Annotated in this window: 22 protein-coding genes and 1 tRNA gene; 9 read left to right on the top strand and 14 right to left on the bottom strand. The window is 70.0% G+C overall.

All coding sequences use genetic code 11. From position 1 onward, the window contains the following. Positions 1 to 157 precede the first annotated feature (157 nt). On the top strand, positions 158 to 880 hold the full coding sequence (locus tag VPH61_RS18030; RefSeq protein WP_332064899.1) for an RNase H family protein: 723 nt from the start codon (positions 158 to 160) through the stop codon (positions 878 to 880). Positions 881 to 898: 18 nt separating this feature from the next. Here the strand turns inward: VPH61_RS18030 and pth are convergent, their stop codons facing one another. Further along, positions 899 to 1483 (bottom strand): aminoacyl-tRNA hydrolase, encoded by a 585-nt coding sequence (gene pth, locus VPH61_RS18025; RefSeq protein ID WP_332065021.1) that lies wholly within the window; start codon positions 1481 to 1483, stop codon positions 899 to 901. 156 nt (positions 1484 to 1639) lie between these two features. Beyond that, on the bottom strand, positions 1640 to 2272 hold the full coding sequence (locus VPH61_RS18020; protein ID WP_332064898.1) for a 50S ribosomal protein L25/general stress protein Ctc: 633 nt from the start codon (positions 2270 to 2272) through the stop codon (positions 1640 to 1642). 429 nt (positions 2273 to 2701) lie between these two features. Here VPH61_RS18020 and gndA point away from each other — a divergent pair, with 429 nt between their 5' ends. The 4 genes from gndA to VPH61_RS18000 all read left to right on the top strand — a co-directional run bounded on the left by gndA (position 2702) and on the right by VPH61_RS18000 (position 5302). After that, positions 2702 to 4114 carry an NADP-dependent phosphogluconate dehydrogenase gene (gene gndA, locus VPH61_RS18015; protein ID WP_442879131.1) on the top strand — a complete coding sequence of 471 codons (1413 nt, stop codon included), beginning with the start codon at positions 2702 to 2704 and terminating at the stop codon, positions 4112 to 4114. 29 nt (positions 4115 to 4143) lie between these two features. Beyond that, positions 4144 to 4497, top strand: coding sequence for a YidH family protein (locus VPH61_RS18010; RefSeq protein ID WP_332064896.1), 354 nt, complete (start codon positions 4144 to 4146; stop codon positions 4495 to 4497). A gap of 101 nt (positions 4498 to 4598) precedes the next feature. Further along, complete coding sequence (locus VPH61_RS18005) at positions 4599 to 4937, top strand: DUF202 domain-containing protein (protein ID WP_332064895.1); 339 nt, start codon at positions 4599 to 4601, stop codon at positions 4935 to 4937. Further along, a complete protein-coding gene (locus VPH61_RS18000) occupies positions 4934 to 5302 on the top strand; it encodes a hypothetical protein (RefSeq protein WP_332064894.1) in 369 nt (122 codons plus the stop codon). Before VPH61_RS18005 ends, VPH61_RS18000 begins: the two co-directional genes overlap by 4 nt. A 7-nt stretch (positions 5303 to 5309) precedes the next feature. On the opposite strand, the gene VPH61_RS17995 is transcribed toward VPH61_RS18000, so the two are convergent. The 5 genes from VPH61_RS17995 to VPH61_RS17975 form a co-directional block, all read right to left on the bottom strand. Next, positions 5310 to 5825, bottom strand: coding sequence for a hypothetical protein (locus VPH61_RS17995; protein WP_332064893.1), 516 nt, complete (start codon positions 5823 to 5825; stop codon positions 5310 to 5312). A gap of 11 nt (positions 5826 to 5836) precedes the next feature. Beyond that, positions 5837 to 7537: a long-chain-fatty-acid--CoA ligase gene (locus tag VPH61_RS17990; protein ID WP_332064892.1), complete on the bottom strand. Its 1701-nt coding sequence runs from the start codon at positions 7535 to 7537 to the stop codon at positions 5837 to 5839. Between the two features lie 8 nt (positions 7538 to 7545). Next, positions 7546 to 8523 carry a ribose-phosphate diphosphokinase gene (locus tag VPH61_RS17985; protein WP_332064891.1) on the bottom strand — a complete coding sequence of 326 codons (978 nt, stop codon included), beginning with the start codon at positions 8521 to 8523 and terminating at the stop codon, positions 7546 to 7548. Positions 8524 to 8561: 38 nt separating this feature from the next. Continuing rightward, positions 8562 to 10004: a bifunctional UDP-N-acetylglucosamine diphosphorylase/glucosamine-1-phosphate N-acetyltransferase GlmU gene (gene glmU, locus VPH61_RS17980; protein ID WP_332064890.1), complete on the bottom strand. Its 1443-nt coding sequence runs from the start codon at positions 10002 to 10004 to the stop codon at positions 8562 to 8564. A 53-nt stretch (positions 10005 to 10057) separates the two neighbouring features. Then, positions 10058 to 10129, bottom strand: a tRNA-Gln gene (locus VPH61_RS17975). Between the two features lie 144 nt (positions 10130 to 10273). On the opposite strand from VPH61_RS17975, the gene VPH61_RS17970 reads away from it, so the two are divergent. The 3 genes from VPH61_RS17970 (at position 10274) to VPH61_RS17960 (ending at position 13867) form a co-directional block, all read left to right on the top strand. Beyond that, complete coding sequence (locus VPH61_RS17970) at positions 10274 to 10765, top strand: MarR family winged helix-turn-helix transcriptional regulator (protein WP_332064889.1); 492 nt, start codon at positions 10274 to 10276, stop codon at positions 10763 to 10765. An 84-nt stretch (positions 10766 to 10849) separates the two neighbouring features. Then, positions 10850 to 12103 carry a zinc metallochaperone AztD gene (aztD, locus tag VPH61_RS17965; protein ID WP_332064888.1) on the top strand — a complete coding sequence of 418 codons (1254 nt, stop codon included), beginning with the start codon at positions 10850 to 10852 and terminating at the stop codon, positions 12101 to 12103. Positions 12104 to 12277: 174 nt separating this feature from the next. Continuing rightward, the gene (locus VPH61_RS17960) at positions 12278 to 13867 is read left to right on the top strand and encodes an HNH endonuclease signature motif containing protein (RefSeq protein ID WP_332064887.1); all 1590 of its coding nucleotides are present in this window, start codon (positions 12278 to 12280) and stop codon (positions 13865 to 13867) included. A gap of 206 nt (positions 13868 to 14073) precedes the next feature. Here VPH61_RS17960 and VPH61_RS17955 read toward each other — a convergent pair whose 3' ends face one another. From VPH61_RS17955 to VPH61_RS17930, 6 genes are all read right to left on the bottom strand, one after another. Next, positions 14074 to 14511, bottom strand: coding sequence for a hypothetical protein (locus VPH61_RS17955; RefSeq protein ID WP_332064886.1), 438 nt, complete (start codon positions 14509 to 14511; stop codon positions 14074 to 14076). Between the two features lie 141 nt (positions 14512 to 14652). Further along, positions 14653 to 15312: a methionine ABC transporter permease gene (locus VPH61_RS17950; protein ID WP_332064885.1), complete on the bottom strand. Its 660-nt coding sequence runs from the start codon at positions 15310 to 15312 to the stop codon at positions 14653 to 14655. Beyond that, positions 15312 to 16340, bottom strand: a complete 1029-nt coding sequence (locus VPH61_RS17945; protein WP_332064884.1) for a methionine ABC transporter ATP-binding protein — start codon at positions 16338 to 16340, stop codon at positions 15312 to 15314. The genes VPH61_RS17950 and VPH61_RS17945 overlap by 1 nt, the downstream gene beginning before the upstream one ends. A 111-nt stretch (positions 16341 to 16451) precedes the next feature. Then, complete coding sequence (locus VPH61_RS17940; protein ID WP_332064883.1) at positions 16452 to 17366, bottom strand: MetQ/NlpA family ABC transporter substrate-binding protein; 915 nt, start codon at positions 17364 to 17366, stop codon at positions 16452 to 16454. Positions 17367 to 17551: 185 nt separating this feature from the next. Beyond that, entirely contained in the window at positions 17552 to 19414 is a 1863-nt protein-coding gene (locus tag VPH61_RS17935) for an ABC-F family ATP-binding cassette domain-containing protein (RefSeq protein WP_332064882.1), read from the bottom strand. A gap of 12 nt (positions 19415 to 19426) precedes the next feature. Continuing rightward, complete coding sequence (locus tag VPH61_RS17930; RefSeq protein ID WP_332064881.1) at positions 19427 to 20317, bottom strand: SDR family oxidoreductase; 891 nt, start codon at positions 20315 to 20317, stop codon at positions 19427 to 19429. Between the two features lie 68 nt (positions 20318 to 20385). Here VPH61_RS17930 and VPH61_RS17925 point away from each other — a divergent pair, with 68 nt between their 5' ends. Continuing rightward, positions 20386 to 21060 (top strand): TetR/AcrR family transcriptional regulator, encoded by a 675-nt coding sequence (locus VPH61_RS17925; protein ID WP_332064880.1) that lies wholly within the window; start codon positions 20386 to 20388, stop codon positions 21058 to 21060. Between the two features lie 53 nt (positions 21061 to 21113). On the opposite strand, the gene VPH61_RS17920 is transcribed toward VPH61_RS17925, so the two are convergent. Continuing rightward, positions 21114 to 22046, bottom strand: coding sequence for a 4-(cytidine 5'-diphospho)-2-C-methyl-D-erythritol kinase (locus VPH61_RS17920; protein WP_332064879.1), 933 nt, complete (start codon positions 22044 to 22046; stop codon positions 21114 to 21116). Between the last annotated feature and the right edge of the window lie 4 nt (positions 22047 to 22050).

The raw sequence follows: 22050 nt of genomic DNA, 5'->3' as shown, positions 1-22050 counted from the left end.
TCCGACACGCTCCCCGCGGGTTGAGGAGGCGCGCCAGCGCCGTCTCGAAACCGCGAGACGAACGTCGAGCGGGTTGAGGAGGCGCGCCAGCGCCGTCTCGAAACCCATCGGCCGATACGATGGGCGCCGCAGACGAAACGCCAGGAGGCCCCCGCACATGATCATCGCCGCCGCCGACGGATCCGCCCTCGGGAACCCCGGCCCGGCCGGCTGGGCCTGGTACGTCGACGACACCTGCTGGGCTGCCGGCGGCTGGAAGCACGCGACCAACAACCAGGGTGAGCTGAAGGCGGTGCTCGAGCTCTTCCGCGCCACGGCGCATCTCGACGACGAGCTCCTCGTGCAGTGCGACAGCCAGTACGTGATCAACTCGGTGACGAAGTGGATGCCCGGCTGGAAGCGCAAGGGCTGGCGCAAGGCCGACGGCAAGGCCGTCATGAACGTCGAACTGCTGCAGGAGATCGATGAGGCCATCGCGGGCCGGCGCTACCGCTTCGAGTGGGTGAAGGGCCACATCGGCCACGAACTCAACGAGGCGGCCGACGCGCGCGCCCGTGCCGTCGCCGAGGCGTATCAGCGCGGGCGAGAGATTCCCACGGGGCCGGGGTGGAACGCCCGGGTGGAGTCCGACTCCGCGGCATCCGCTGCCGTCGAACCGGCCGCCGCCGAGCCCGCGCCGCTCGAACCAGCCGATCTCGGCGCCCCCGAACTCGCCGTCGGTGCTTCCGACGTCGACGACGCCCTGTTCAGCCTCGACGAGGACGCCGAGGCGTGGCACAGCATCACGCTCGAGCTGTCGACCGAGGAGATCGAGCGGCTGCGGGTTCGCGCGCAGGCCGAGGGCCTCTCACCCGAGGAGTTCCTCCGCGGGCTGATCTGACCGACTCCCGCCGTGAGCTCAGCTCGGCGCGTGGAACTTCTGCTGCGCCGCCACGAGCCCGTCGCTCGCGACCGCCTCGACGGCGTCCGCAGCATCCGACAGCAGATTCGGCAGCATCTGGCGCTCGGCGCCCGAGAAGTCCTTGAGCACGAAGTCGGCCGGGTCCTGACGTCCGGGCGGGCGGCCGATTCCGACGCGCACACGCAGGAACGGCGCGGCATCCGTCGCTTTCTGGATGTCGCGGAGGCCGTTGTGCCCGCCGTGGCCGCCGCCCTGCTTCAGGCGCACGGTGTCGAACGGCAGGTCGAGCTCGTCGTGCACGACGATGAGCTGCTCGGGGCTCAGTGAATAGAACTTCAGGAGCGCCGAGACCGGCCCGCCCGAGGTGTTCATGTAACTGTTGGGCTTGGCGATCACGAGCTTCGGCCCGCCGGGGCGGAGGAATCCCTCGGCCACGCGCGACGGCGTCTTGTGGCTCTTGAATGGTGCGCCGACGCGGCTCGCGAGCTCGTCGGCGACCATCTGGCCGACGTTGTGCCGGTTGCCGGCGTACTGGGCGCCCGGGTTGCCGAGGCCGACCACCAGCCAGGTGTTCTGGGGCATGGCGTCGTCCTTCCGGCGCGGGCGCAGCAGGTCGAGGATTCCCATGCGACCTCCAAGCGGGTGGTTCTGTACAGATGGAACGGGCGAGGCCCCGCGCCCCGCATTCCGAGCGTACCCGGATGCGGGAGGCGGGGCCTCGTCGCGGTGCTGCGAGATCTACTCGGCGGCCTCTTCGGCAGCAGCTTCGGCTGCCTCCTCGGTGGCCTCGCCCTCGGCTTCGGCCTCAGCGGCCTCCTCGCCGAGGTCGACCTTCTGCGGCGTGTGCACGTTGATGACGAGCGCCTCGGGGTCGGAGAGCAGCGTCGAGCCCTTGGGCAGCTCGACGGCGCCCGCGAGGATCTGCGTGCCCTCTTCGAGGCCCTCGACGTTGATGACGACGTTCTCGGGGATGTGCGTGGCCTCCGCCTCGAGCGACAGCGTGTGCTGGTCGAGGTCGGCGATCGTGCCGGGCGCGGTCTCGCCCTCGACGTGCACGGGAACCTCGACCTGGACCTTCTCGCCCTTCTTGATGACGATGAGGTCGAGGTGCTCGATGACCTGGTGCACGGGGTCCTTCTGCACGTCCTTCACGAGGGCGAGCTGGCTCTTGCCCTCGATCTGCAGGTCGAGCACGGCGTTGGCCTTGCGCAGGATCAGACCGATCTGGTGCGCGGGCAGCGCGATGTGACGCGGCTCGGTGCCGTGGCCGTACACGACGGCGGGGATCTTGCCGGTGGCGCGCAGCTTGCGGGCAGCGCCCTTGCCGAACGACTCGCGGGTGTCTGCGACGACCTTGTTGTCTTCGTCCATGATGTGTCTCCTTGCGGGCTCGCGGCCCAGATCGTGGTCTGTTTTTTCTCGACTCGAACGCGCGCAGCCGAGCTGCGCAGAGCGTGAGGAAAAGCCGTGGAGCCTGCTCCTACCGCGTCGATCACGGATGCCCGTCGCGCCCGCTCTCGCGAACGAACCGGGCCTCCCTCGCCGAAGTTCACGGCCAGTGCACCAGAGGCGCAGATGACCGACCATGAAGTCTACCAGCCGTTCCGGCACGCGGCGCGCGCGACCGCTCCGCACCGGTGCTCGCGAGGGCGCTGCAGCGCCGCGCGCGACCTCTCTGCAACGCCGCGCAACGGTGAGCCTCGCTCACAGTACGCTGGACTCGATCCCAAGAAACTCACGAGGAGAGTGTTCGTGCCTGCATCAGCATCAGCAAACATCGGCGTCGTCGGACTCGCGGTCATGGGGTCGAACCTCGCCCGCAACCTGGCGAGCCGTGAAGGCAACACCGTCGCGGTGTTCAACCGCTCGCCCGAGCGCACGCGCACGCTGACGACCGAACACCCCGAGGCCGGCTTCGTCGCCTCCGAGAGCTACGACGACTTCGTCGCCTCGCTCGCCAAGCCCCGCACGGCGATCATCATGGTGCAGGCCGGCAAGGGCACCGACGCGGTCATCTCCGAACTCGTCGCACGCTTCGAGCCGGGCGACATCATCGTCGACGGCGGCAACGCGAACTTCCACGACACGATCCGCCGCGAGGGCGAGATCTCCCCCACCGGCATCCACTTCGTCGGCACCGGCATCTCGGGCGGAGAAGAGGGCGCGCTGAACGGCCCCTCGATCATGCCCGGCGGCTCGGCCGAGTCCTACGAGACCCTCGGCCCGATCCTCGCCTCGATCGCCGCGGTCGCCGAGGGCGAGCCGTGCGTCACCCACGTCGGCACCGACGGCGCCGGCCACTTCGTGAAGATGGTGCACAACGGCATCGAGTACGCCGACATGCAGCTCATCGCCGAGGCCTACGACCTCATCCGGCAGGGCACGGGCAAGTCCCCCGCCGAGATCGCCGACATCTTCGCCGAGTGGAACACCGGCGAGCTCGAGAGCTACCTCATCGAGATCACCGCCGAGGTGCTTCGCCAGACGGATGCCGCGACGGGCGCGCCGCTCGTCGACGTCATCCTCGACGAGGCGGGCGCCAAGGGCACCGGCGCGTGGACCGTGCAGAACGCCCTCGACCTCGGCGTGCCGACCTCGGGCATCGCCGAGGCCGTCTTCGCCCGCAGCCTCTCCTCGAAGCGTGCACAGCGCGAGGCCGCATCCGACCTGCCCGGCCCGGCCGAGGCGTGGAAGGTGGCAGACGCCGACGCCGACGCGTTCATCGAAGACGTGCGCCTCGCGCTCTACGCGTCGAAGATCATCGCCTACTCGCAGGGCTTCGACGAGATCATCGCCGGCGCCGAGCAGTACGGCTGGAAGGTCGAGAAGGGTGACATCGCCAAGATCTGGCGCGCCGGATGCATCATCCGCGCCCGCTTCCTGAACCGCATCGCCGACGCCTACGCCGACGACCCCGCGCTCGTCGCGCTCGTCGTGGCCCCGTACTTCCGCGACGCCGTCGCGGGCGCGCAGGAGTCGTGGCGCCGAGTCGTCGCGATCGCGGCGCAGTCCGGCATCCCGACGCCCGCATTCTCGTCGTCGCTCGCCTACTACGACGGCCTCCGCGCACCGCGCCTGCCCGCCGCGCTCATCCAGGGCCAGCGCGACTTCTTCGGCGCGCACACCTACAAGCGCGTCGACAAGGAAGGCGTCTTCCACACCCTCTGGTCGGGCGACCACTCGGAGATCGAGACGACGCCCTCCTCGCACTGAGGCGGCCGAGGCGAGCGAGGCGGCCGATGATGCGCGACCCGAAATGGCGTGACGAGGGCGAGGAACCCGACTACCGGTTCACCCTCGCCAACGAACGCACCTTCCTCGCGTGGATCCGGACGGCTCTCGCGCTCCTCGCGGGCGGCGTGCTGCTGCACCAGTTCGCGACGGAGCTCGATCCGCGCCTCGTCGTCACCGTGCTCTCGACGGGCCTCGGCGTCGTCGCGGCCGTGCTCAGCGTCGTGTCGTACACGCGGTGGCGTGCCAACGAGATCGCGATCCGCAGCGGCCGCCCGCTCCCGTTCAGCTGGGTGCTGCCGGCCCTCGCGGCGGTCTGCCTCCTGACGAGCGCCGTGCTCGTGGTGCTGCTCCTCGTGGCGTGATGGCCCGATGCGTAGACGAGACAGGCCGATTCGTGAACGAGACAGGCCGATTCGTGAACGAGACAGGCCGATGCGTGAACGAGACAGGATGAACGACTGACATGGCCGCGCACAGCGTTCCCGCGACGGGCGACCCGGGGCTCCAGCCCGAGCGCACCGCGCTCGCGTGGAGTCGCACGGCGCTCGCGCTCGCGGTCAACGCGCTGCTGTCGATGCGCGCGGGGCTCGTGGCCGGGGAGCCGGTGCTCGTCGCCGTCGGGGTGGTGCTGTTCGCGGCATCCGGTGCGGCCGTCGCGATCGGCACGGTGCGACGCCGCCAGCTCGCCGGACACCGTCTCGTCATCACTCCCCCACGCGGCGCGCTCGTGGGCGTGGCGGCGGCGACGTTGCTCGCGAGCCTCGGCGGCATCGCCTCGATCTTCGCGGAGGGGCCGGCATGAGCGAGTCGTATCCCGAGTTGCAGGGCGCCGATGACGACGACTCCCGCGGGCCGGTGTTCGGCCAGCGTCGACGGCGCGCCATCCGCATCACGGTGCTCGTCGCGCTCGGCGCCATGCTGCTGCCGATCCTGCTCTCGGTCTTCGGCACCGCCCAGTCGGCGGCGCAGCGCTCGTGCGCGGTGTACGCCGCTCAGTTCGACTCGGATGCCGCGGGCGCCCGCGTCTCGTTCGATCTCTTCGCCCGTGGCGGCCCTGGCTGGCAGTGCTTCTCGGTCGGCGAGAACGGCGTCGAGACCCTCATCGCCGAGCTCGGCCTGTTGCCCGGGGCTCCGCGCCCGATCGACCCCGCCGAGCGCGACGTCTGAGCGGCCGTCAGTCGGTCTCGGCCGGAGGTGCCGGGTCGTCGGGGAACACCCGCTTGTACTTCCGCCCATCGGGCAGCTCGACCGTCTCGGCGCGGAGCAGCCCGCGCGTGACTCGCTGGTAGATCGCCTGCGGCGTCACGCCGAGCTTCGCTGCAGCCTCGGAGACCGAGAGCCCCGGCAACTCGGTGGGCACGCTCGACGGGCGCTCGCGCTTGCGCTTGCGGCTCGCCTCGTGCCTCGCCTCGATCTCGTCGTCGTCGCCCGCCCAACGGTACTTCGCGGCCGAAGGGCTGAGGCCCGCGGCCTGCGCGATCTCGTCCCACGTACGACCGGCGCCGAGCGCCTCACGCACCGCGGCGAGCGACGCGGGGTCGGCCTCGAGGGCGGCGACGAGCGAGCGGATGCCGCGGAGCCGCTCGAGCGGCGAGGCATCCGTCTCGTCGTCGGAAGCGTCGCCATGGAGCGCGTCGAGGCCGACGAGCTCGGCGAGCGCACGGGCGGTCTCGGCGGAGAGGAACGACACGGCGGGCCTGCTCAGCCGTTCAGCAGGCCGTTGCGCACCTCGCGGCGCAGCACCTTGCCGATGAGGGACTTCGGCAGCTCGTCGACCTGCACGACGCGCTTCGGCACCTTGTAGGGCGTGAGTCCGGCGCGGGCGAAGTCGCGCAGCGCCGCCTCATCGAGCGTGGCTCCCTCTCGCAGCACGACGACGGCGACGACCTGCTCGCCCGTGTGCTCGTCGGGCAGCCCGACGACCGCGGCCTCCTCGACGTCGGGATGCGCTCGCAGCGCCTCCTCGACCTCGCTCGGCGCGACGTTGAAGCCGCCCGTGATGACGAGCTCCTTGATGCGGTCGACGATGCGCACGAAGCCCTCGTCGTCGATCGCGACGATGTCGCCCGTGCGGTACCAGTCGGCGCCGCCGTCGGTCGCGGGCACGAAGACGGCCTCGGTCTCCTCGGGCTTCTTCCAGTAGCCCGAGAACACCTGCGGGCCGCGCACGATGAGTTCGCCCTCGGCCCCAGCCGCCACGTCGGTGCCGGGCGCCTCGGGGTCGACCACGCGCACCTCGGTCGAGGGCAGCGGGAGGCCGACCGTGCCGGCTTTGCGGTTCGGTGCGACGGGGTTCGCCATGAGCACGGGCGAGCACTCCGAGAGGCCGTAGCCCTCGACGAGGTACCCGCCGGTCTCGGCCTCCCACGGCTCGACGACGGCCGCCGAGAGCGGCATGGCACCCGAGATCGCGATGCGGATGCCGTCGAGCGAGACGCCCTCGGCGACGGCGGCCTTCGTCAGCCGATCGTAGATCGGCGGCACGGCGGGCAGGAACGTCGGCGGATGCTTCTTCACGACCTTGAGCACGAGATCGGGATCGAACTTCGGGAAGAGCACGAGGCGCGCGCCCATGCTCATGGCGAAGGTGAGGCAGAGCGTGAGCCCGTAGGCGTGGAACATCGGCAGCACGGCGTAGACGACGGCGGTGCCGCGCTCGATCTCGGGCACCCACGCGCGGGCCTGCGCCGCGTTCGCGCCGAGGTTGCCGTGCGTGAGCGTCGCGCCCTTCGGACTACCGGTCGTGCCGCTCGTGTACTGGATCACGGCGACGTCGGAGACCTCGGGGCCGATGATGTGGCCGTCGATCGGCTCGGCGCCGACGATCTTCTCCCACGGCGTCGTGCCGCGCACGGCGGTCGTGAGAGCGGCGCGGGACTCGCGGGCCTTCGCGATCGGCAGTCGAAGCATCGCACGCATCGTGAAGGGCATCGCCCGGGTCACGTCGACCGAGACGATCGTCTGCACCGCGACATCCGGCGGGAACGCCTGGATCGTCTCGACGACGTTGTTCCAGGCGATGACGACCCGAGCGCCGTGGTCTTCGAATTGGTGGCGGAGCTCACGCGGCGTGTAGAGCGGGTTGTGCTCGACGACGATCGCGCCGAGTCGCAGCACGGCGTAGAAGGCGACGATGTGCTGCGGGCAGTTCGGCAGCACGAGCGCGACGGGGTCGCCCTTCTGCACGCCGAGGAGCCGCAGCCCCTCGGCCGCGCGCTCGATCTGCTCGCCGAGTTCGGCGTAGCTCGTGGTGCGACCGAAGAACTCGAGCGCGACGTTGTCGGGATACGTCTCGACGGACGCGCGGATGAGGTCGGCGAGCGAGCCCGTCTCGGCCGGGAGGTCGGTCGGCACCCCTTCGGCGTAGCTCGAGAGCCAGGGGCGAGGGGTCGTGATCTCCATCGTCGGGCCTATGCCGCGCCGTCGAACATGCTCGTGACCGAGCCGTCTTCGAAGACCTCGTGGATGGCGCGGGCGAGGAGCGGCGCGATCGGCAGCACCGTGAGGCGGTCCCAGCGCTTCTCTTCGGGCACCGGCAGCGTGTCGGTGACGACGACGCGGTCGATGACATCGGACCGCAGGATCTCGGTCGCGGGGTTCGAGAAGACGGCGTGCGTGGCCGCGACCACGACGCCGATGGCGCCGGCAGCCTTGAGCGCCTCGGCGGCCTTCACGATCGTGCGACCGGTGTCGATGAGGTCGTCGACGAGGAGGCAGACACGACCCTCGACCGGGCCGATGATCTCGTGCACCGAGACCTGGTTCGGCACGAGCGGGTCGCGGCGCTTGTGGATGATGGCGAGCGGCGCGCCGAGCTTGTCGCTCCAGATGTCGGCGACGCGCACGCGGCCCATGTCGGGCGAGACGACGGTCAGCGTCGACGGGTCGAGCGAGTTCTTGAACTCCTCGAGCAGCACCGGCATCGCGAAGAGGTGGTCGACGGGGCCGTCGAAGAAGCCCTGGATCTGCGCGGCGTGCAGGTCGATCGACATGATGCGGTCGGCGCCGGCGGCCTTGAAGAGGTCGGCGACGAGTCGTGCCGATATCGGCTCACGACCACGGCCCTTCTTGTCTTGACGCGCGTAGGGGTAGAACGGCGCCACGACCGTGATGCGCTTGGCCGATGCTCGCTTCAGCGCGTCGATCATGATGAGCTGCTCCATGAGCCACTCGTTGATGGGCGCGGTGTGCGACTGGATCACGAAGGCGTCGGAGCCCCGCACGCTCTCGTCGTAGCGCGCGTAGATCTCACCGTTGGCGAAGGTGCGCGCATCGGTCGGCACGAGCTCGGCGCCGAGTTCGGCGGCGATCTCGTTGGCCAGCGACGGGTGCGCCCGCCCCGACACGAGTACGAGGCGTTTCGAACCGGTGGTCTCGATTCCCGACATGTCTCGGTGTGTCCTCTCCACCCGCCTCGGCCGGTGCGTCAGTCGGCGGCGGGGCCCGTCGCCTCGGCGGCGGCGGCTGCCTCAGCAGCCGCGGAGCCGGCTCGGTGCGTCTGGACCCATCCCTCGATATTGCGTTGCGGCGCCACGTTCACGGCGAGCGCACCGGCGGGAACGTCTTTGCGGACGACCGTGCCGGCACCCGTGTAGACGCCGTCCCCAATCCTAACGGGCGCGACGAAGACGCCGTGCGAGCCCGTGCGCACGTGCGAGCCGATCTCAGTGCGGTGCTTGTTCACGCCGTCGTAATTGGCGGTGATCGAGCCGGCGCCGACGTTCGAGTGCTCCCCGATCGTGGTGTCGCCGATGTAACTGAGGTGCGGCACCTTGCTGCCCTCGCCGATGTTCGCGTTCTTCGTCTCGACGAAGGCGCCGATCTTGCCGTCGGCACCGAGCACCGTGCCCGGGCGCAGGAAGGAGAACGGCCCGACGCTCGCCCCCGCGGCGACGACCGCGAGGGTGGCGTCGGTGCGCTTGACCTCGGCGTTCTCGCCGATCTCGCAGTCGACGAGCGTCGTGTCGGGGCCGACGATCGCGCCGGTGCCGATGAGCGTCGCGCCCTTGAGCTGCGTGCCCGGGCGGATCGTGACGTCGGGCTCGATGCGCACGGCGAGGTCGATCCACGTCGTCGCGGGGTCTTCGATCGTGACGCCGTTCAGCTGCCAGCCGCGCACGATGAGCGCGTTCAGTCGGGCCGCGGTCTCGGAGAGCTGTGCGCGGTCGTTGATGCCGGCGACGAGCCAGGGCTCGGAGACGGGAACCGCCTCGACCTCGGACCCTGCGGCACGCAGCAGGCCGATCACGTCGGTGAGGTACTTCTCGCCCTGCGCGTTGTCGGTCGTGAGGTTCGCGAGCTGGTCGCGGAGCGCCGCGGCACCGAACGCGTAGATGCCCGCGTTGATCTCGGCGATCGCGCGCTCGTCATCGCTCGCGTCCTTCTGCTCGACGATGCGGTCGAAGAGGCCCGTTGCGTCGCGCACGACGCGGCCGTAGCCGGAGGGGTCGTCGTAGACGGCCGAGAGCACGGATGCCTCCGCGGCATCCGCTCGGTGCTGCTCGAGGAACGCGGCGAGCGTGTCGGCGTTCAGGAGCGGCACGTCGCCGTTGAGCACGAGCACCTCGCCGTCGAAGTCGTCGGGCAGCGCCGCGATCGCCTGCTCGACGGCGCGGCCGGTGCCCGGGATCTCGTCTTGATCGACGATGATCGTGCCCGGCAGCTCGCGCTCGACCACCGTGGCAACGAGGTCGCGCTCGTGGCGCACGACCGCGACGATGTGCACCGCGTCGAGCGCCCGAGCCGTGGCGAGCACGTGCGCGACGATCGGGGCGCCGGCCAGCGGGTGCAGCAGCTTCGGCACGGCGGACTTCATGCGCGTGCCCTGGCCTGCGGCGAGGACGATGATGGCGAGATTCTGGTCGGTCATTCGCGCAAGTTCCTATCGGTGCGTTCGTGGGATCGATCGGGCGGCCGTTCCGGCTCCGCCACCAGGATTCGAACCTGGACCGAACAGCTCCAAAGGCTGCCGTGCTGCCGTTACACTATGGCGGATCGCCCGGGGACTCGCCCGCGCGCGACAACCAGTCTGCCATGCCTCGGCAGCGGGCCAAGAGTCGACGGGGTGCCTCGAGGCATCCGTGACCTGCTCATCGACATCTGCGACGACGGCCCGCCCGGTCACGGGATAATGACGGGATGACCGATGCTGACGAGGTCGACCGGATCGTCGATGACTGGGAACGCGAGCGCCCCGACCTCGACTTCTCGCCGCTGCAGGTGCTCTCGCGCGTCGCGCGGCTCTCGAAGCACCTCGACCGCGCGCGGCGGCAGGCGTTCGCCCGCTCAGAGCTCGAGGCTTCGGAGTTCGACGTGCTCTCCGCGCTCCGCCGCGCCGGGTCGCCATACCGGCTCTCCCCCAAGCAGCTCCTGCAGCAGACGCTCGTCTCGAGCGGCACGATGACGAACCGCATCGACCGCCTCGTCGAGCGCGGGCTCGTGAACCGGCAGACCGACCCGAACGACGGCCGGGGCATCCTCGTCGAGATGACCCCCGCGGGCCTCACCCGGGTCGACGCCGCCATCACGCGACTCGTCGACGCCGAGACCGAATTGCTCCGCAGCCTTCCCGCGGCCGAGCAGAAGCGCCTCGCCGGGCTGCTCAGGAAGCTCAGCCTCGGGTTCGACTGAGCGCGGTCGCTGCGGCGCCGGCTCGATGGATGGTTCTGCAGGGTCAGTTTTGAGAATGATTATCATTAACGATAACGTCTCGGCATGACCACAGTCCAGAAACGTTCTCCACTCCGATTCGCCGCCGTCGCCGGGCCCGTGATGGCCCTGGCACTCGCCGCCTGCGCAGGCCCGGCCGGTGCCGACGGCGACCGCGCCGCGGCGTCCGATGCCCCCTCGACCGAGGCCGAGGTCGGCGCACCGCGCGTCGTCGTGAGCTATGACGGCGGCCTCCTCGTGCTCGAGGGCGACTCGCTCGAGCAGGTCGACGACGTGCCGCTCGACGGGTTCCTACGCCTGAACCCCGCAGGCGACGCCCGGCACGTGATCGTGTCGACGGATGACGCGTTCCGCGTGCTCGACACCGGCGTCACGATCGAGGAGCACGGCGACCACGACCACTACTACGCCGAGCCGCCGGAGCTGACCGACCTCGAGTTCGCGGCCGAGCACCCCGGACACGTCACGACTCACGCCGGCACGACCGCCCTCTTCGCCGACGGTACCGGGCGCGTCGAGCTCTTCGACCCGTCAGCGCTCGAGGGCGGCGATCTCGACGTGACCCAGGACGTGACCGAGTACGTGAGCCCCGACGCGCACCACGGCGTCGCCGTCGCCCTCGAGGGCGACTCGCTGCTCACCACCGTCGGCACGAGCGACAGCCGGTCGAGCGTCGTCGTGCTCGACGCCGACCGCGCTGAACTCGCGCGCACCGACGACTGCCCCGGCGTTCACGGCGAGACCGTCGCCGCCGACGAGGTCGTCGTCCTCGGCTGCGAGAACGGCGCCGTGCTCTACCGCGACGGCGCCTTCACGAAGATCGCCGCACCCGACGCGTACGGCCGCATCGGCAACCAGGCCGGCTCCCCCGAGTCCGAGGTCGTGCTCGGCGACTACAAGGTCGATGCCGAGGCGGAGCTCGAGCGCCCCGAGCGCGTGAGCCTCATCGACACCGACACGGCGACGCTGCGACTCGTCGAACTCGGCACGAGCTACACGTTCCGCTCGCTGGCGCGCGGCCCGCACGGCGAGGCGCTCGTGCTCGGCACCGATGGGGCGATCCACGTCATCGACCCGGTCGCGGGCGCCGTCGCATCGCGCTTCGAGGTCATCGACCCGTGGACCGAGCCGACCGACTGGCAGGAGGCCAGGCCCTCGCTCGAGGTGCGTGGGCACCGTGCCTACGTCACCGACCCCGCAACCTCGATGGTGCACGTCGTCGACCTCGAGTCGGGCGAGATCACGGCGAGCGCCGAGCTGCCGCACGTGCCGAACGAGCTGTCGACCGTCGGCGAGTGAGACGAGCGGATGTCGCGGGCAGCCCTTGCCCGCGGCATCCGCTCGCCGCGCTTCGTGCGCGGTCAGTGCACATTCACCACAGCCCTCCCGACCCGGCCCGAAGCAGCCCGAAACAGCCTCACGAAGCTCTCCACAATGCTCGAACATACGTTCGATTCTTGATAGAATGACATCATGCCGATCGCACTCGTAAACGCCAGCTCATCTGGCATTACGGCGAGCGAGGGCGACCGGAGCGCCGATCGAGAACGATCGCCGTATGCACTGGCGCAAGACGGCCTGGCGCAACTCGTCGATGCCGCGGTTCAGGCGCAGCGAATCGAGGCGATGAACGCAGCGATGCGGGTCGACGTTGTCTTCCTGGCGGTGTCGTTCGCACTTCGCGCCGAGCAGGCATTCGTCTCCCCGAGGCTCTCACCGTCGAGACGCCGAGAGATGGCGCGCCGCAGCGTCACCGCCGAGCTCGCGACCGCCCTGCGCGTCCCCGAGAGCACCATGCAGCGTCAGATCGACGACGCATGGGCGTTGTCGACGCAACTTCCCGCCACGTTGTCGTCGCTCCGAAGTGGATCCCTCAGCCTGCAGCATGCACGGGTCATCGTCGAGGCCGTTGCCGAGCTCGACGCCGACCCGCTCGTTCGGGCTGAGCTCGACGAGCAGCTCGCGCGATTCGCGGCCGATCACACCGCGGCCACCGTACGCCGCAAGGCCCGCTCGCTGCGCGAAGAGCTGCAGGCCCGGTCGCTCGCCGATCGTCACCTGGCTGCCCGCCAGAAGCGCCGCGTCGAGATCGAACCCGCACTCGATGGCATGGCATGGCTGCACGCCCTCCTGCCGGCTGCCGACGCGCTCCTCATCAAAGACCGCCTCGATCGTGTCGCTCGCGAGGCCGGCGAATACTCTCCCGATGCGAGCCGTCTCGGTTCTACGAGCGTCCGGCGAGAGGCGCCCGACGAGCACGCCGCACCTGCCGACGGCGCCGAACCCGACCTGCCGCACGAAGATGCCGTGACCGGCGCGGGTGGTGAGACCGCCGAAGATGCCGCGGCCACCGAACACGCTCGGCCCGCCGAGCGTGCCGCGCGAGTCGTCGCCCTGACGAACGACCAGATCCGTGCGGATGCGCTCCGCGATCTGCTGCTGTTCGGCGGGCTCGGCGACGACTCCGCGTTCGCCGCCGCCTGCGGTCGCGTGCGGCCGAGCGTTCACCTCACCGTTCCGGTGCTGACGCTCATGGGCTCCTCGACAGAGCCGGCCCTCCTCGACGGCTATGGCCCGATCGACCCCGAGACGGCGCTCCGGCTCGCGGCCGAGGCTCCTACTTTCGTACGGCTGCTCACCGATCCGGTGAGCGGCACGGTGCTCGACGTCGATCGCAGAAGTTACCGCCCGCCCGCCGATCTGAAGCGCTGGCTGCAGGTGCGCGATGGCACCTGCCGGTTCCCGGGCTGCAATCGCAACGCCAGTCGCAGCGAACTCGACCACGGCATCGATTGGGCCGACGACGGGCGAACGGCCTTCGACAACCTGGCCCACCTCTGCCCGCTCCACCATCACCTCAAGCACGAGACGTCATGGTCGATGCGACATCTCGACGGCGCCGTACTCGAGTGGACCTCGCCGTCAGGCCGGGTGCATCGAACCCATCCGGTACGCACGATGACGGCTCGAGCGGATGGCCCGCCGATCGCCGCAGCACCTCCGCTGACGCAGAGCCCTGATGCCGTAGCGCAGAGCAGGTTCGCCGAAGATCCACCGTTCTGACGACGCGAGTGGTGAGCACGAACGGTGGGTGGTTCCGCAGTGGCAGAACGTGCCATGGGCAGCGGTGAAGCGATGACTCCGTTGTGATAGCTCCGTCGTAATGGTCACGACGTGGTGGTCGAGCGGTGGTCGCGACGTGGTGGTCACGAAGTGGTGCTTCCGCTGCGGCGACCCCGCTGCGATCTCGCCTGCGCCGCGCCGAGCGTTCACGCGTAGTCGTCACGCGCGAACCACCGAACACCGGCGTCGTGAAGGATCAGCTGCGCGCGCACCGCAAGCCCTTCGGCCCGGCACGCCTCACCCAGCGCACGCGCCCAGGCTCGATCGGCCTCGGTCGACTCGGCACCGCCCGGTCGTTCCCACACGAACACGAGCTTCGCCGCACCGACCTCGTCGACGACCATCGACAGTCGGTTCGCAAGCAGCGCAGCGGCCGTGCCGCTCTCCGGCACGGGCTCATCGGGCGAGTCCGGGTATCCCGCCATGGGCATGAGGATCGGGAGCTGCACGTCGTTCTCATCGAGGTACAGAGTCCACCACTGGCGGCGGAGCGCACACTCGAGCAGGCTCGCGACCCGCTCCTGCACGTCGTGGTCGGTGGGAATGGGCATACGGGTCGCCGCTTCGACGTTGAATCTGGTCATGCGTCGATCGTCGTCGGCGAGGCGCGCGGAGAATCGCAGCCGAACTCGAATGTGGACGGCTCCAAGATGCGCCCGGCTGTCGAGGAGCAGTCACCTCAAACGGAGCTGCCGAATGTGTAGTAGCCCGATCGGCGCACGACCTCATCGACGCATGACCTTGCGGGCCAACCAGTTCCCGAGGAACTGCACGCACTGCACGAACACGACGATGAGGATGATCGCCGCCCACGTGATCACCGGTTCGAACTGACGGTAGCCGTAGACCTGGGCGAAGGTGCCGAGCCCACCGCCGCCGATGAAGCCCGCGACCGCGGTCATGTCGATGATCGCGACGAGCACGAACGTGTAGCCGAGGATGAGGGGACCGAGCGCCTCTGGCAGCACGACCGTGCGGAGGATCCGGATCGGACCGGCGCCCATCGCGCGGGCGGCCTCGATGACACCCGGGGTGACGGTGAGCAGGTTCTGCTCGACGATGCGCGCGATCGCGAACGACGCGGCGATCGAGAGTGCGAAGACGAGCGCGTCGTTGCCGATGCCCGTGCCGATCACATACCGCGCGAGCGGCTGCACCGCCGCGATGAAGATGATGAACGGGATCGGCCGGAAGAAGTTGATCACGACGTTCACGACGTTGAACACCACGCGGTTCGACAGCAGGCTGCCGGGGCGCGTCGTGTAGAGCACCATGCCGAGCAGCAGCCCCGCGATGCCGCCGAAGAGCAGCGTGAGAGCGACCATATAGAGCGTCTCGACGGCGGCGACCCAGAATTCGGGCCCGAGTTCGAACAGGCGATCCATCACGACACCTCCGTCACGTCGACGCGACCGGATATCTCGGCGAGCACGGCGTCGACCGCGGCATCCGCGCCCCTGATCGCGAGCGTGAGGTGTCCGAACGCCCGGCCCTGGATGTCGTTGATGCCGCCGTAGACGAGTTCGAACTCGACGCCGGCGGTCGCGAGCGCGACGAAGACCGCGGCCTGCGAGGCGTCGCCGTCGCGGAACGAGATCGTGACGATGCGTCCCTCGTGGCGCTCTCGCAGCACGTCGAGCTCGGCGGGCGACGGGATGCCCTTCACGACGGTGCCGACGAAGCGCTGCGACGACGGGTTCTGCGGATTCGAGAACACGTCGAACACGTCGCCGTGCTCGATCACGCGCCCTCCGTCCATGACCGCGACCTTCGTCGCGATGGACTGGATCACGTCCATCTCGTGAGTGATGACGATGATGGTGACGCCGAACTCGCGGTTGACCCGCTTCAGGAGCGCCAGCACCTCCTGCGTCGTCTCGGGGTCGAGGGCGCTCGTCGCCTCGTCGGCGAGCAGCAGCCGCGGCGAGGTCGCGAGCGCGCGGGCGATGCCGACGCGCTGCTTCTGCCCGCCCGAGAGCTGGTCGGGGTAGCTCTTCGCCTTGTCGGTGAGGCCGACGAACTCGAGCAGCTCGGCGACGCGAGCGGCGATCTCGCTCTTCGTCGCCCCCGCCACCGTGAGTGGATACGCGATGTTCGCCCACACGGTCTTCGAGTTGAAGAGGTTGAACTGCTGGAAGATCATGCCGATGCCGAGACGGATGCCGCGGAGCTCGCGCTCGGGCATGGTCGTGATCTCTCGGCCGTCGACCTCGATCGAGCCCGAGGTCGCGGGTTCGAGCGCGTTCACGAGTCGCACGAGCGTGGACTTGCCGGCGCCCGAGTATCCGATGATGCCGTACACGTCACCGGGTTCGATCTCGAGGCTCACGTCGTCGATCGCGACGACGGGCTGGGCGCCCTTCTCGGGTGCCGGGTACGTCTTGGTGACGTTGCGCAGGGCGACGAGCGCCATGGTGTTCTCCTCTGCGACGCAGAATGCGTGAACGCGAACGGGGCGGTGAGCACCGGTGCGGTGCTCACCGCCCGAACGGCGGGTGCGGAACGCGCGAACGCGCGAACGCGATCAGCCCTTGGCGGCCGCGGTGTCGGCCTCGACCTTGCTGAGCGACTTCTCGAGGTCGGCGACGGGCGTCTGCAGCGCGACGCCGGTTCCGCCGGATGCCTCGAGGAGGCCGGCCTGCACCTCGGGGTCGGTCTGGAAGATCTCGATGAGCTTCAGGTACGTCGCGTTGTCCTTGTCGTCGGCGCGCGTCGCGAAGATGTTGACGTAGGGCAGCGCATTCGGGTCGCTCGGGTCGTCCTGCGCGATCGCGTCCTCGAAGGTGAGGCCGGCGTCTTCGACGAAGTCGTTGTTGATGACGGCCGCGGCGAGGTCGGGCAGCGAGGTGGGCGTGAGCGAGGCCTCGAGCGCGGTGACCTTGACCTTCGACTTCGCCTCGTCGACGTCGGCGAGGTCGGAGAAGATCGTGCCGCCGCTCTTGAGTTCGATGAGCCCGGCCGACTGCAGCACGAGCAGGGCTCGCGCCTGGTTCGAGGCGTCGTTCGGCACGGCAACAGTCTCGCCCTCGGGGATGGCCTTCACCGAGTCGTACTTCGTCGAATAGAGGCCGAGCGGGTAGATCGCGGTCGCGCCGATGGGTGCGAGGTCTTCACCGGCCGACACGTTGTAGTCGGCGAGGTAGACGATGTGCTGGAACTGGTTCAGGTCGAGCTCGCCCTCGGTGGTCGCCGGGTTCGGCTGGGCGTAGTCGGAGAAGTCGATGATCTCGATCTCGATGCCCTCGTCGGCGGCGGCCTCTTCGAACGCGGTCCACTGCGGGTCGGCCTTGCCGACGACGCCGATCTTGATGACGTCGTTCGCGGCATCGCCCTCACCGGCGGCCGGAGCGGCGCAGGAGGCGAGGCCGAAGACGAGCGGCACCGCTGCGAGTGCGGCGATGAGCTTCGTCTGACGTGAGGACGGGTGCTGACGTGACATGGTGGTTCCCTTTCGCTGAGGTGCACGCGATCGGGTGCTGTTGGCGTGGAGCAGGCATGGCTCCGCCACACGTGGTTTTCGGTGGGGGGCTTCGATGCCGCGATCGCGGGTGCAGGAACAACGCTAAGCGAAGATTCTTTGCCCGATTGACGCCCGGGTCACAGTGCGTCACAGCTTCTGCGAGATTATGCCTCGAGCGACTCGGAAACTTCGAGCCAGCGGGTCTCGAGGTCGGCGACGGATGCCTCGAGCTCGCGCAGCGAGTCGCCGAGCGCCGAAAGACCCACGTAGTCGCCCTGGTCGTGCACCGCGAGCTTCTCGTGCGCCGCGGCGATCTGAGTCGAGAGCTTCTCGAGCTTCCGGTCGATCGAGGCGAGCTCCTTCTCGGCGTTGCGCTTGTCGGCGCCCGCGAGCGGGGCCGGGCCGCCGGCGGCGCGCCCGGCGGCCGGAGCTGCGGCGCTCGACTGCTGCCCGGCGGGCGTGCCCGGTGCCGGCGACGCGGGCGCCGAGGCATCCGCTGCCCGTCGCAGTTCGAGGTACTGCTCGACGCCTCTCGGCAGGTCGCGCAGGTGCCCGTCGAGGATGGCGAACTGGCGGTCGGTGACGCGCTCGATGAGGTAACGGTCGTGCGAGACGACGAGCAGGGTGCCGGGCCACGAGTCGAGGAGGTCTTCGATGGCGGCGAGCATGTCGGTGTCGAGGTCGTTCGTCGGCTCGTCGAGGATCAGCACGTTCGGTTCCTGCAACAGGATGAGCAGGAGCTGCAGGCGGCGCTTCTGACCGCCCGAGAGGTTCTTCACGGGGGTCGACAGCTGCGCCGTCGTGAAGCCGAGGCGCTCGAGCAACTGCCCGGGCGTCATCTCCTTGTCGCCCACCTGGTAGCTCGAACGCTGCTCGGCGACGACCGCCGAGACGCGGGAGTCGGCCCACTCGGTGAGCTCGTTCAGCTCCTGGCTGAGGGTCGCGATGCGCACGGTCTTGCCGCGCTTGACGCGGCCGCTCGTCGGTTCGACGGCACCCGTGACGAGTCCGAGCAGCGTCGACTTGCCGGCACCGTTGACGCCGAGGATGCCCGTGCGCTCACCGGGAGCGATGCGCCACTCGACATCGTGCAGCACCGTGCGGGTCGCCGGCTCGCCCGAGACGGGGTCCACCATCGGGAACTGCACGGTGACGTCGATGAGGTCGACGACGTCCTTGCCGAGGCGGGAGACGGCGAGCCGGTCGAGCTCGACCTTGTTGCGAATGGGCGGCTCGTTCGCGATGAGCTCGTTCGCCGCGTCGATGCGGAACTTCGGCTTCGAGGTGCGCGCAGGCGGGCCACGGCGCAGCCACGCCAGTTCTTTGCGCATGAGGTTCTGGCGCTTGGCCTCGGATGCCGCGGCGGAGCGGTCGCGCTCGACGCGCTGCAGCACGTAGGCCGCGTAACCGCCTTCGAAGGGCTCGACGATGCCGTCGTGCACCTCCCACGTGGCGGTGCAGACCTCGTCGAGGAACCAGCGGTCGTGGGTCACGACGACGAGCGCGCCGGAGTCGGCGGGCCAGCGGCGCTTCAGGTGCCCGGCGAGCCAGGCGATGCCCTCGACGTCGAGGTGGTTCGTGGGCTCGTCGAGGAAGACGACGTCCCAGTCGCCGACGAGGAGTGCTGCGAGGCCGACGCGCCGGCGCTGGCCGCCCGAGAGGCTCGCGATCTGGCCGTGCCACGGCACGTCGCTCAGGAGGCCCGCGATGACGTCGCGCACCTTCGCGTCGCCCGCCCAGACGTGCTCCTCGATGCCGCCGACGACGAACTCGGCGACGGTCTTGCCGGGGTCGACGACGTCGGACTGGTCGAGCGTTCCGATGCGGATGCCGCGGCGGTGCGTGACTCGGCCGCCATCGGCCGTGAGGCGGCCGTCGAGGAGCTTCAGGAGGGTGGACTTGCCATCGCCATTGCGGCCGACGACGCCGATGCGGTCGCCCTCGTCGATGCCGAGGGTCACCTCGTCGAAGACGACGCGCGTCGGGAATTCGAGGTGCAGGCGCTCGGCGCCGAGGAGATGTGCCATGTCGCTCCGAGCCTAGTCGCCGTCGCGGCCGCCCTTCATTCGGGCGACGGCCGACCAGAACAGCATCCGTGCGATGGCGAGCGGGCCGTACCGCACACCCTGCGCGTAGGGCCGCTCGCCGCGGAGCACGACGTCGGCTCCGCCGTCGACGAAGAGGACTTGCCCGGTCGTGAACGCGCTCGACGGCGTGAGCAGCCACGCGATCTGCTCGGCGACCGGTTCGACGGGGCCCGGCATCCCGAGGGGCTGCGGCAGTGCCGTGGCGAGCACCTTCGCCTGCGCCTCGCTCGCGAGCACGGCCGACATCGTCGTGTCGGTCGCGACGACGCCCGGGGCGACCACGTTCAGCAGGATGCCGCGTCCCGCCCACTCCCCGTCGCCCGCGTGCCGTCGTACCCAGCGATTGAGCGCGATCTTCGTCGAACGGTAGATCACGCTTCCCCGCCCGGCCGCGACGAGTCGGTCGGCTGCCGCGACCCCGCCCGGCTCGTCACCGCTGAGCATCGTCTCGATGAGCGCGTCGTCGCCTGCCGAGAGAGCCGACGCCGAGGACACGGCGACGACGCGCGGTGCGGCGGACGCCGCCAGCAACTCGCGGAGCCCCTCGACCACGGCGATCGTGCCGAAGAAGTTCAGCCGCACCGAGAGCGCTGACGGGGCGCCGACCCCAGCGACGAGCGCGAGTCCGTCGACACCGCTCGGCGCGAGCGCGCGCACTGCTTCGACGAGCCGCGCACGCCCCCGAGGCAGCGCGAGGTCGGCGTTCACCTCGACGCCGTCGCCGAGCCCGCATCGGATGACGTGGGCGCCGCGCTCGGCGAGCATCTCGGCGACTCGCGCACCGATGCCGCTGTCAGCACCGGTGACCACGTAGACCCGTTCGGAATGACCAGTCGATCGCATTGCGCCAGTATTGCATTAATGCAGTTATGCATCCATGCATATCTGTACAGACGCCGTAAACTCGAGCCATGACGACTCGAGGCGGAGCGAACGGCGGCACAGCGCGGGGCGCTGTGGACAAGGGAACGTCCCGCGAGACCGGGCGCCGCGAGCGGAAGCGACGGACGACGCGAGACGCGATCGCGACCGCGGCGACCGAGCTGTTCGTCGCCCGCGGCTTCGCGCAGACCACGATCGCGGAGATCGCCGGTCGTGCCGACGTCGCCCCCCGCACCTTCTTCCTGCACTTCGCATCGAAGGAGGATGTGCTCTTCCACCACCTCGAGCGCTCGTTCGACATCGCGGCCGATGCGGTCGGCTCCCTTCCCGACTCCGCCGATGCCTGGACGGCCGTGCAACATGCCGTCGGCTCGCTCGTCGAGACGCTCGGCACCCCGGGCACCGATGCGCTCGCTCCGATCAGGGCCGAACTCGCCCGGCGTTCGGGCGGGATCCCCCCCTCGCTCGCGGTGCGCCTGCACACGACCCAAGGTCGCATCCTCGATGCGGTCCGCGAGCGCTACGGCGAGCGCGCGATCGACGCGGCGCACCTCGGCGCCTGCATCGGAGCGGTCAGCGCGAGCGCCGTCGATGCGTTCACGGCGAGCGCCACGACGCCCGGCGCTGCCGGTGCTGCGGACGACGCTCGCGTTGCGATGCGGCACGCGCTCGAATGCGCGGGCGTCGGGTTCCGCCGCAGCTGAGCCGATGAGCTCCGCCTGCCAGGGAGTCGAGGCCGCAGGACGTCGCCCGGAGCTCAACCCGCGATGATGCGGGCCCCGTGCACGGGCCCGTGCACGTGCACGGCGCGCAGGCGCGCGGCCGAGAGGGCGACCTGCAGTTCGAGCGCCGAGTCGGTGTCGTCGACGAGGAACGCGACGGTCGGCCCCGACCCCGAGACGAGCCCCGCGAGCGCACCGTGCGCTGAGCCGAGGTCGAGGATGCCGCCGAGGCCGGGGGCAAGGCTCAGCGCCGCCGCCTGGAGGTCGTTGTGCAGCGACTCCGCGAGGCGGTGGGCGTCGCCGGCGCGCAGCGCCTGCAGCACCGCTGCGTCGACGACCGGCGCCGTGCCGTCGTGCACGAGGCCGAGCCTCGACTCGCGCTGGCGATCGAGCTCCTGGTAGACCGCGGGCGTCGACAGCCCGAACTCCGCGACCGCGAGCACCCAATGGAACGACCCGGTCGCAAGAGCGGGGCTCAGCTGATCGCCGCGCCCCGTGCCGATCGCCGTGCCGCCCGAGAGGGCGAACGGCACGTCGGCGCCGAGCTTGGCGGCAAGGGCGTGCAATTCCTCCTTCGGGAGCGCCGTGCCCCAGAGCGCGTCGCAGGCCACGAGCGTCGCCGCGGCATCCGCGGACCCGCCGCCCATGCCGCCCGCGATCGGCACGTGCTTGTCGATCTCGAGGTGCACGCCGCCCGGCACGCCGGCGGTTCGGGCGAGGAGCTTCGCGGCCTTGATGGCGAGGTTCGAACGATCGGTCGGCAGCCCCGAGGTGTCGACGCTGCCGCCGAACGAGACGCTGAACCGGTCGTCGGGCCAGGCGCGCACGTCTTCGTAGAGCGAGACCGCCTGATAGGCGGTGGCGACGTCGTGGTAGCCGTCGCCCTGCACGGCGCCGACCCGCATGAAGAGGTTGATCTTGCCGGGTGCCCGAACGTGCACTGCCTCGTCGGTCGCCGCGATCGTCATGACT

It is taken from the genome of Agromyces sp. CCNWLW203, from assembly GCF_036576125.1.
In the GTDB taxonomy this organism is placed as follows: domain Bacteria; phylum Actinomycetota; class Actinomycetes; order Actinomycetales; family Microbacteriaceae; genus Agromyces.
Note: the sequence above shows the minus strand (reverse complement) of the source record. Positions and strands in the feature narration are given on the sequence as shown.

What these genes read in the sequence shown, in the direction of transcription:
- VPH61_RS17990 (WP_332064892.1), bottom strand. Translation starts at nt 7,537, where the DNA reads ATGGAGATCACGACCCCTCGCCCCTGGCTCTCGAGCTACGCCGAAGGG.
- VPH61_RS18000 (WP_332064894.1), top strand. Translation starts at nt 4,934, where the DNA reads ATGAGCGAGTCGTATCCCGAGTTGCAGGGCGCCGATGACGACGACTCC.
- VPH61_RS17960 (WP_332064887.1), top strand. Translation starts at nt 12,278, where the DNA reads ATGCCGATCGCACTCGTAAACGCCAGCTCATCTGGCATTACGGCGAGC.
- VPH61_RS17930 (WP_332064881.1), bottom strand. Translation starts at nt 20,317, where the DNA reads ATGCGATCGACTGGTCATTCCGAACGGGTCTACGTGGTCACCGGTGCT.
- VPH61_RS17950 (WP_332064885.1), bottom strand. Translation starts at nt 15,312, where the DNA reads ATGGATCGCCTGTTCGAACTCGGGCCCGAATTCTGGGTCGCCGCCGTC.
- VPH61_RS17985 (WP_332064891.1), bottom strand. Translation starts at nt 8,523, where the DNA reads ATGTCGGGAATCGAGACCACCGGTTCGAAACGCCTCGTACTCGTGTCG.
- VPH61_RS18020 (WP_332064898.1), bottom strand. Translation starts at nt 2,272, where the DNA reads ATGGACGAAGACAACAAGGTCGTCGCAGACACCCGCGAGTCGTTCGGC.
- VPH61_RS17925 (WP_332064880.1), top strand. Translation starts at nt 20,386, where the DNA reads ATGACGACTCGAGGCGGAGCGAACGGCGGCACAGCGCGGGGCGCTGTG.
- pth (WP_332065021.1), bottom strand. Translation starts at nt 1,483, where the DNA reads ATGCCCCAGAACACCTGGCTGGTGGTCGGCCTCGGCAACCCGGGCGCC.
- glmU (WP_332064890.1), bottom strand. Translation starts at nt 10,004, where the DNA reads ATGACCGACCAGAATCTCGCCATCATCGTCCTCGCCGCAGGCCAGGGC.
- VPH61_RS17955 (WP_332064886.1), bottom strand. Translation starts at nt 14,511, where the DNA reads ATGACCAGATTCAACGTCGAAGCGGCGACCCGTATGCCCATTCCCACC.
- VPH61_RS17970 (WP_332064889.1), top strand. Translation starts at nt 10,274, where the DNA reads ATGACCGATGCTGACGAGGTCGACCGGATCGTCGATGACTGGGAACGC.
- VPH61_RS18010 (WP_332064896.1), top strand. Translation starts at nt 4,144, where the DNA reads ATGCGCGACCCGAAATGGCGTGACGAGGGCGAGGAACCCGACTACCGG.
- VPH61_RS17920 (WP_332064879.1), bottom strand. Translation starts at nt 22,046, where the DNA reads ATGACGATCGCGGCGACCGACGAGGCAGTGCACGTTCGGGCACCCGGC.
- VPH61_RS18030 (WP_332064899.1), top strand. Translation starts at nt 158, where the DNA reads ATGATCATCGCCGCCGCCGACGGATCCGCCCTCGGGAACCCCGGCCCG.
- VPH61_RS18005 (WP_332064895.1), top strand. Translation starts at nt 4,599, where the DNA reads ATGGCCGCGCACAGCGTTCCCGCGACGGGCGACCCGGGGCTCCAGCCC.
- VPH61_RS17935 (WP_332064882.1), bottom strand. Translation starts at nt 19,414, where the DNA reads ATGGCACATCTCCTCGGCGCCGAGCGCCTGCACCTCGAATTCCCGACG.
- VPH61_RS17945 (WP_332064884.1), bottom strand. Translation starts at nt 16,340, where the DNA reads ATGGCGCTCGTCGCCCTGCGCAACGTCACCAAGACGTACCCGGCACCC.
- VPH61_RS17940 (WP_332064883.1), bottom strand. Translation starts at nt 17,366, where the DNA reads ATGTCACGTCAGCACCCGTCCTCACGTCAGACGAAGCTCATCGCCGCA.
- aztD (WP_332064888.1), top strand. Translation starts at nt 10,850, where the DNA reads ATGACCACAGTCCAGAAACGTTCTCCACTCCGATTCGCCGCCGTCGCC.
- gndA (WP_442879131.1), top strand. Translation starts at nt 2,702, where the DNA reads ATGGGGTCGAACCTCGCCCGCAACCTGGCGAGCCGTGAAGGCAACACC.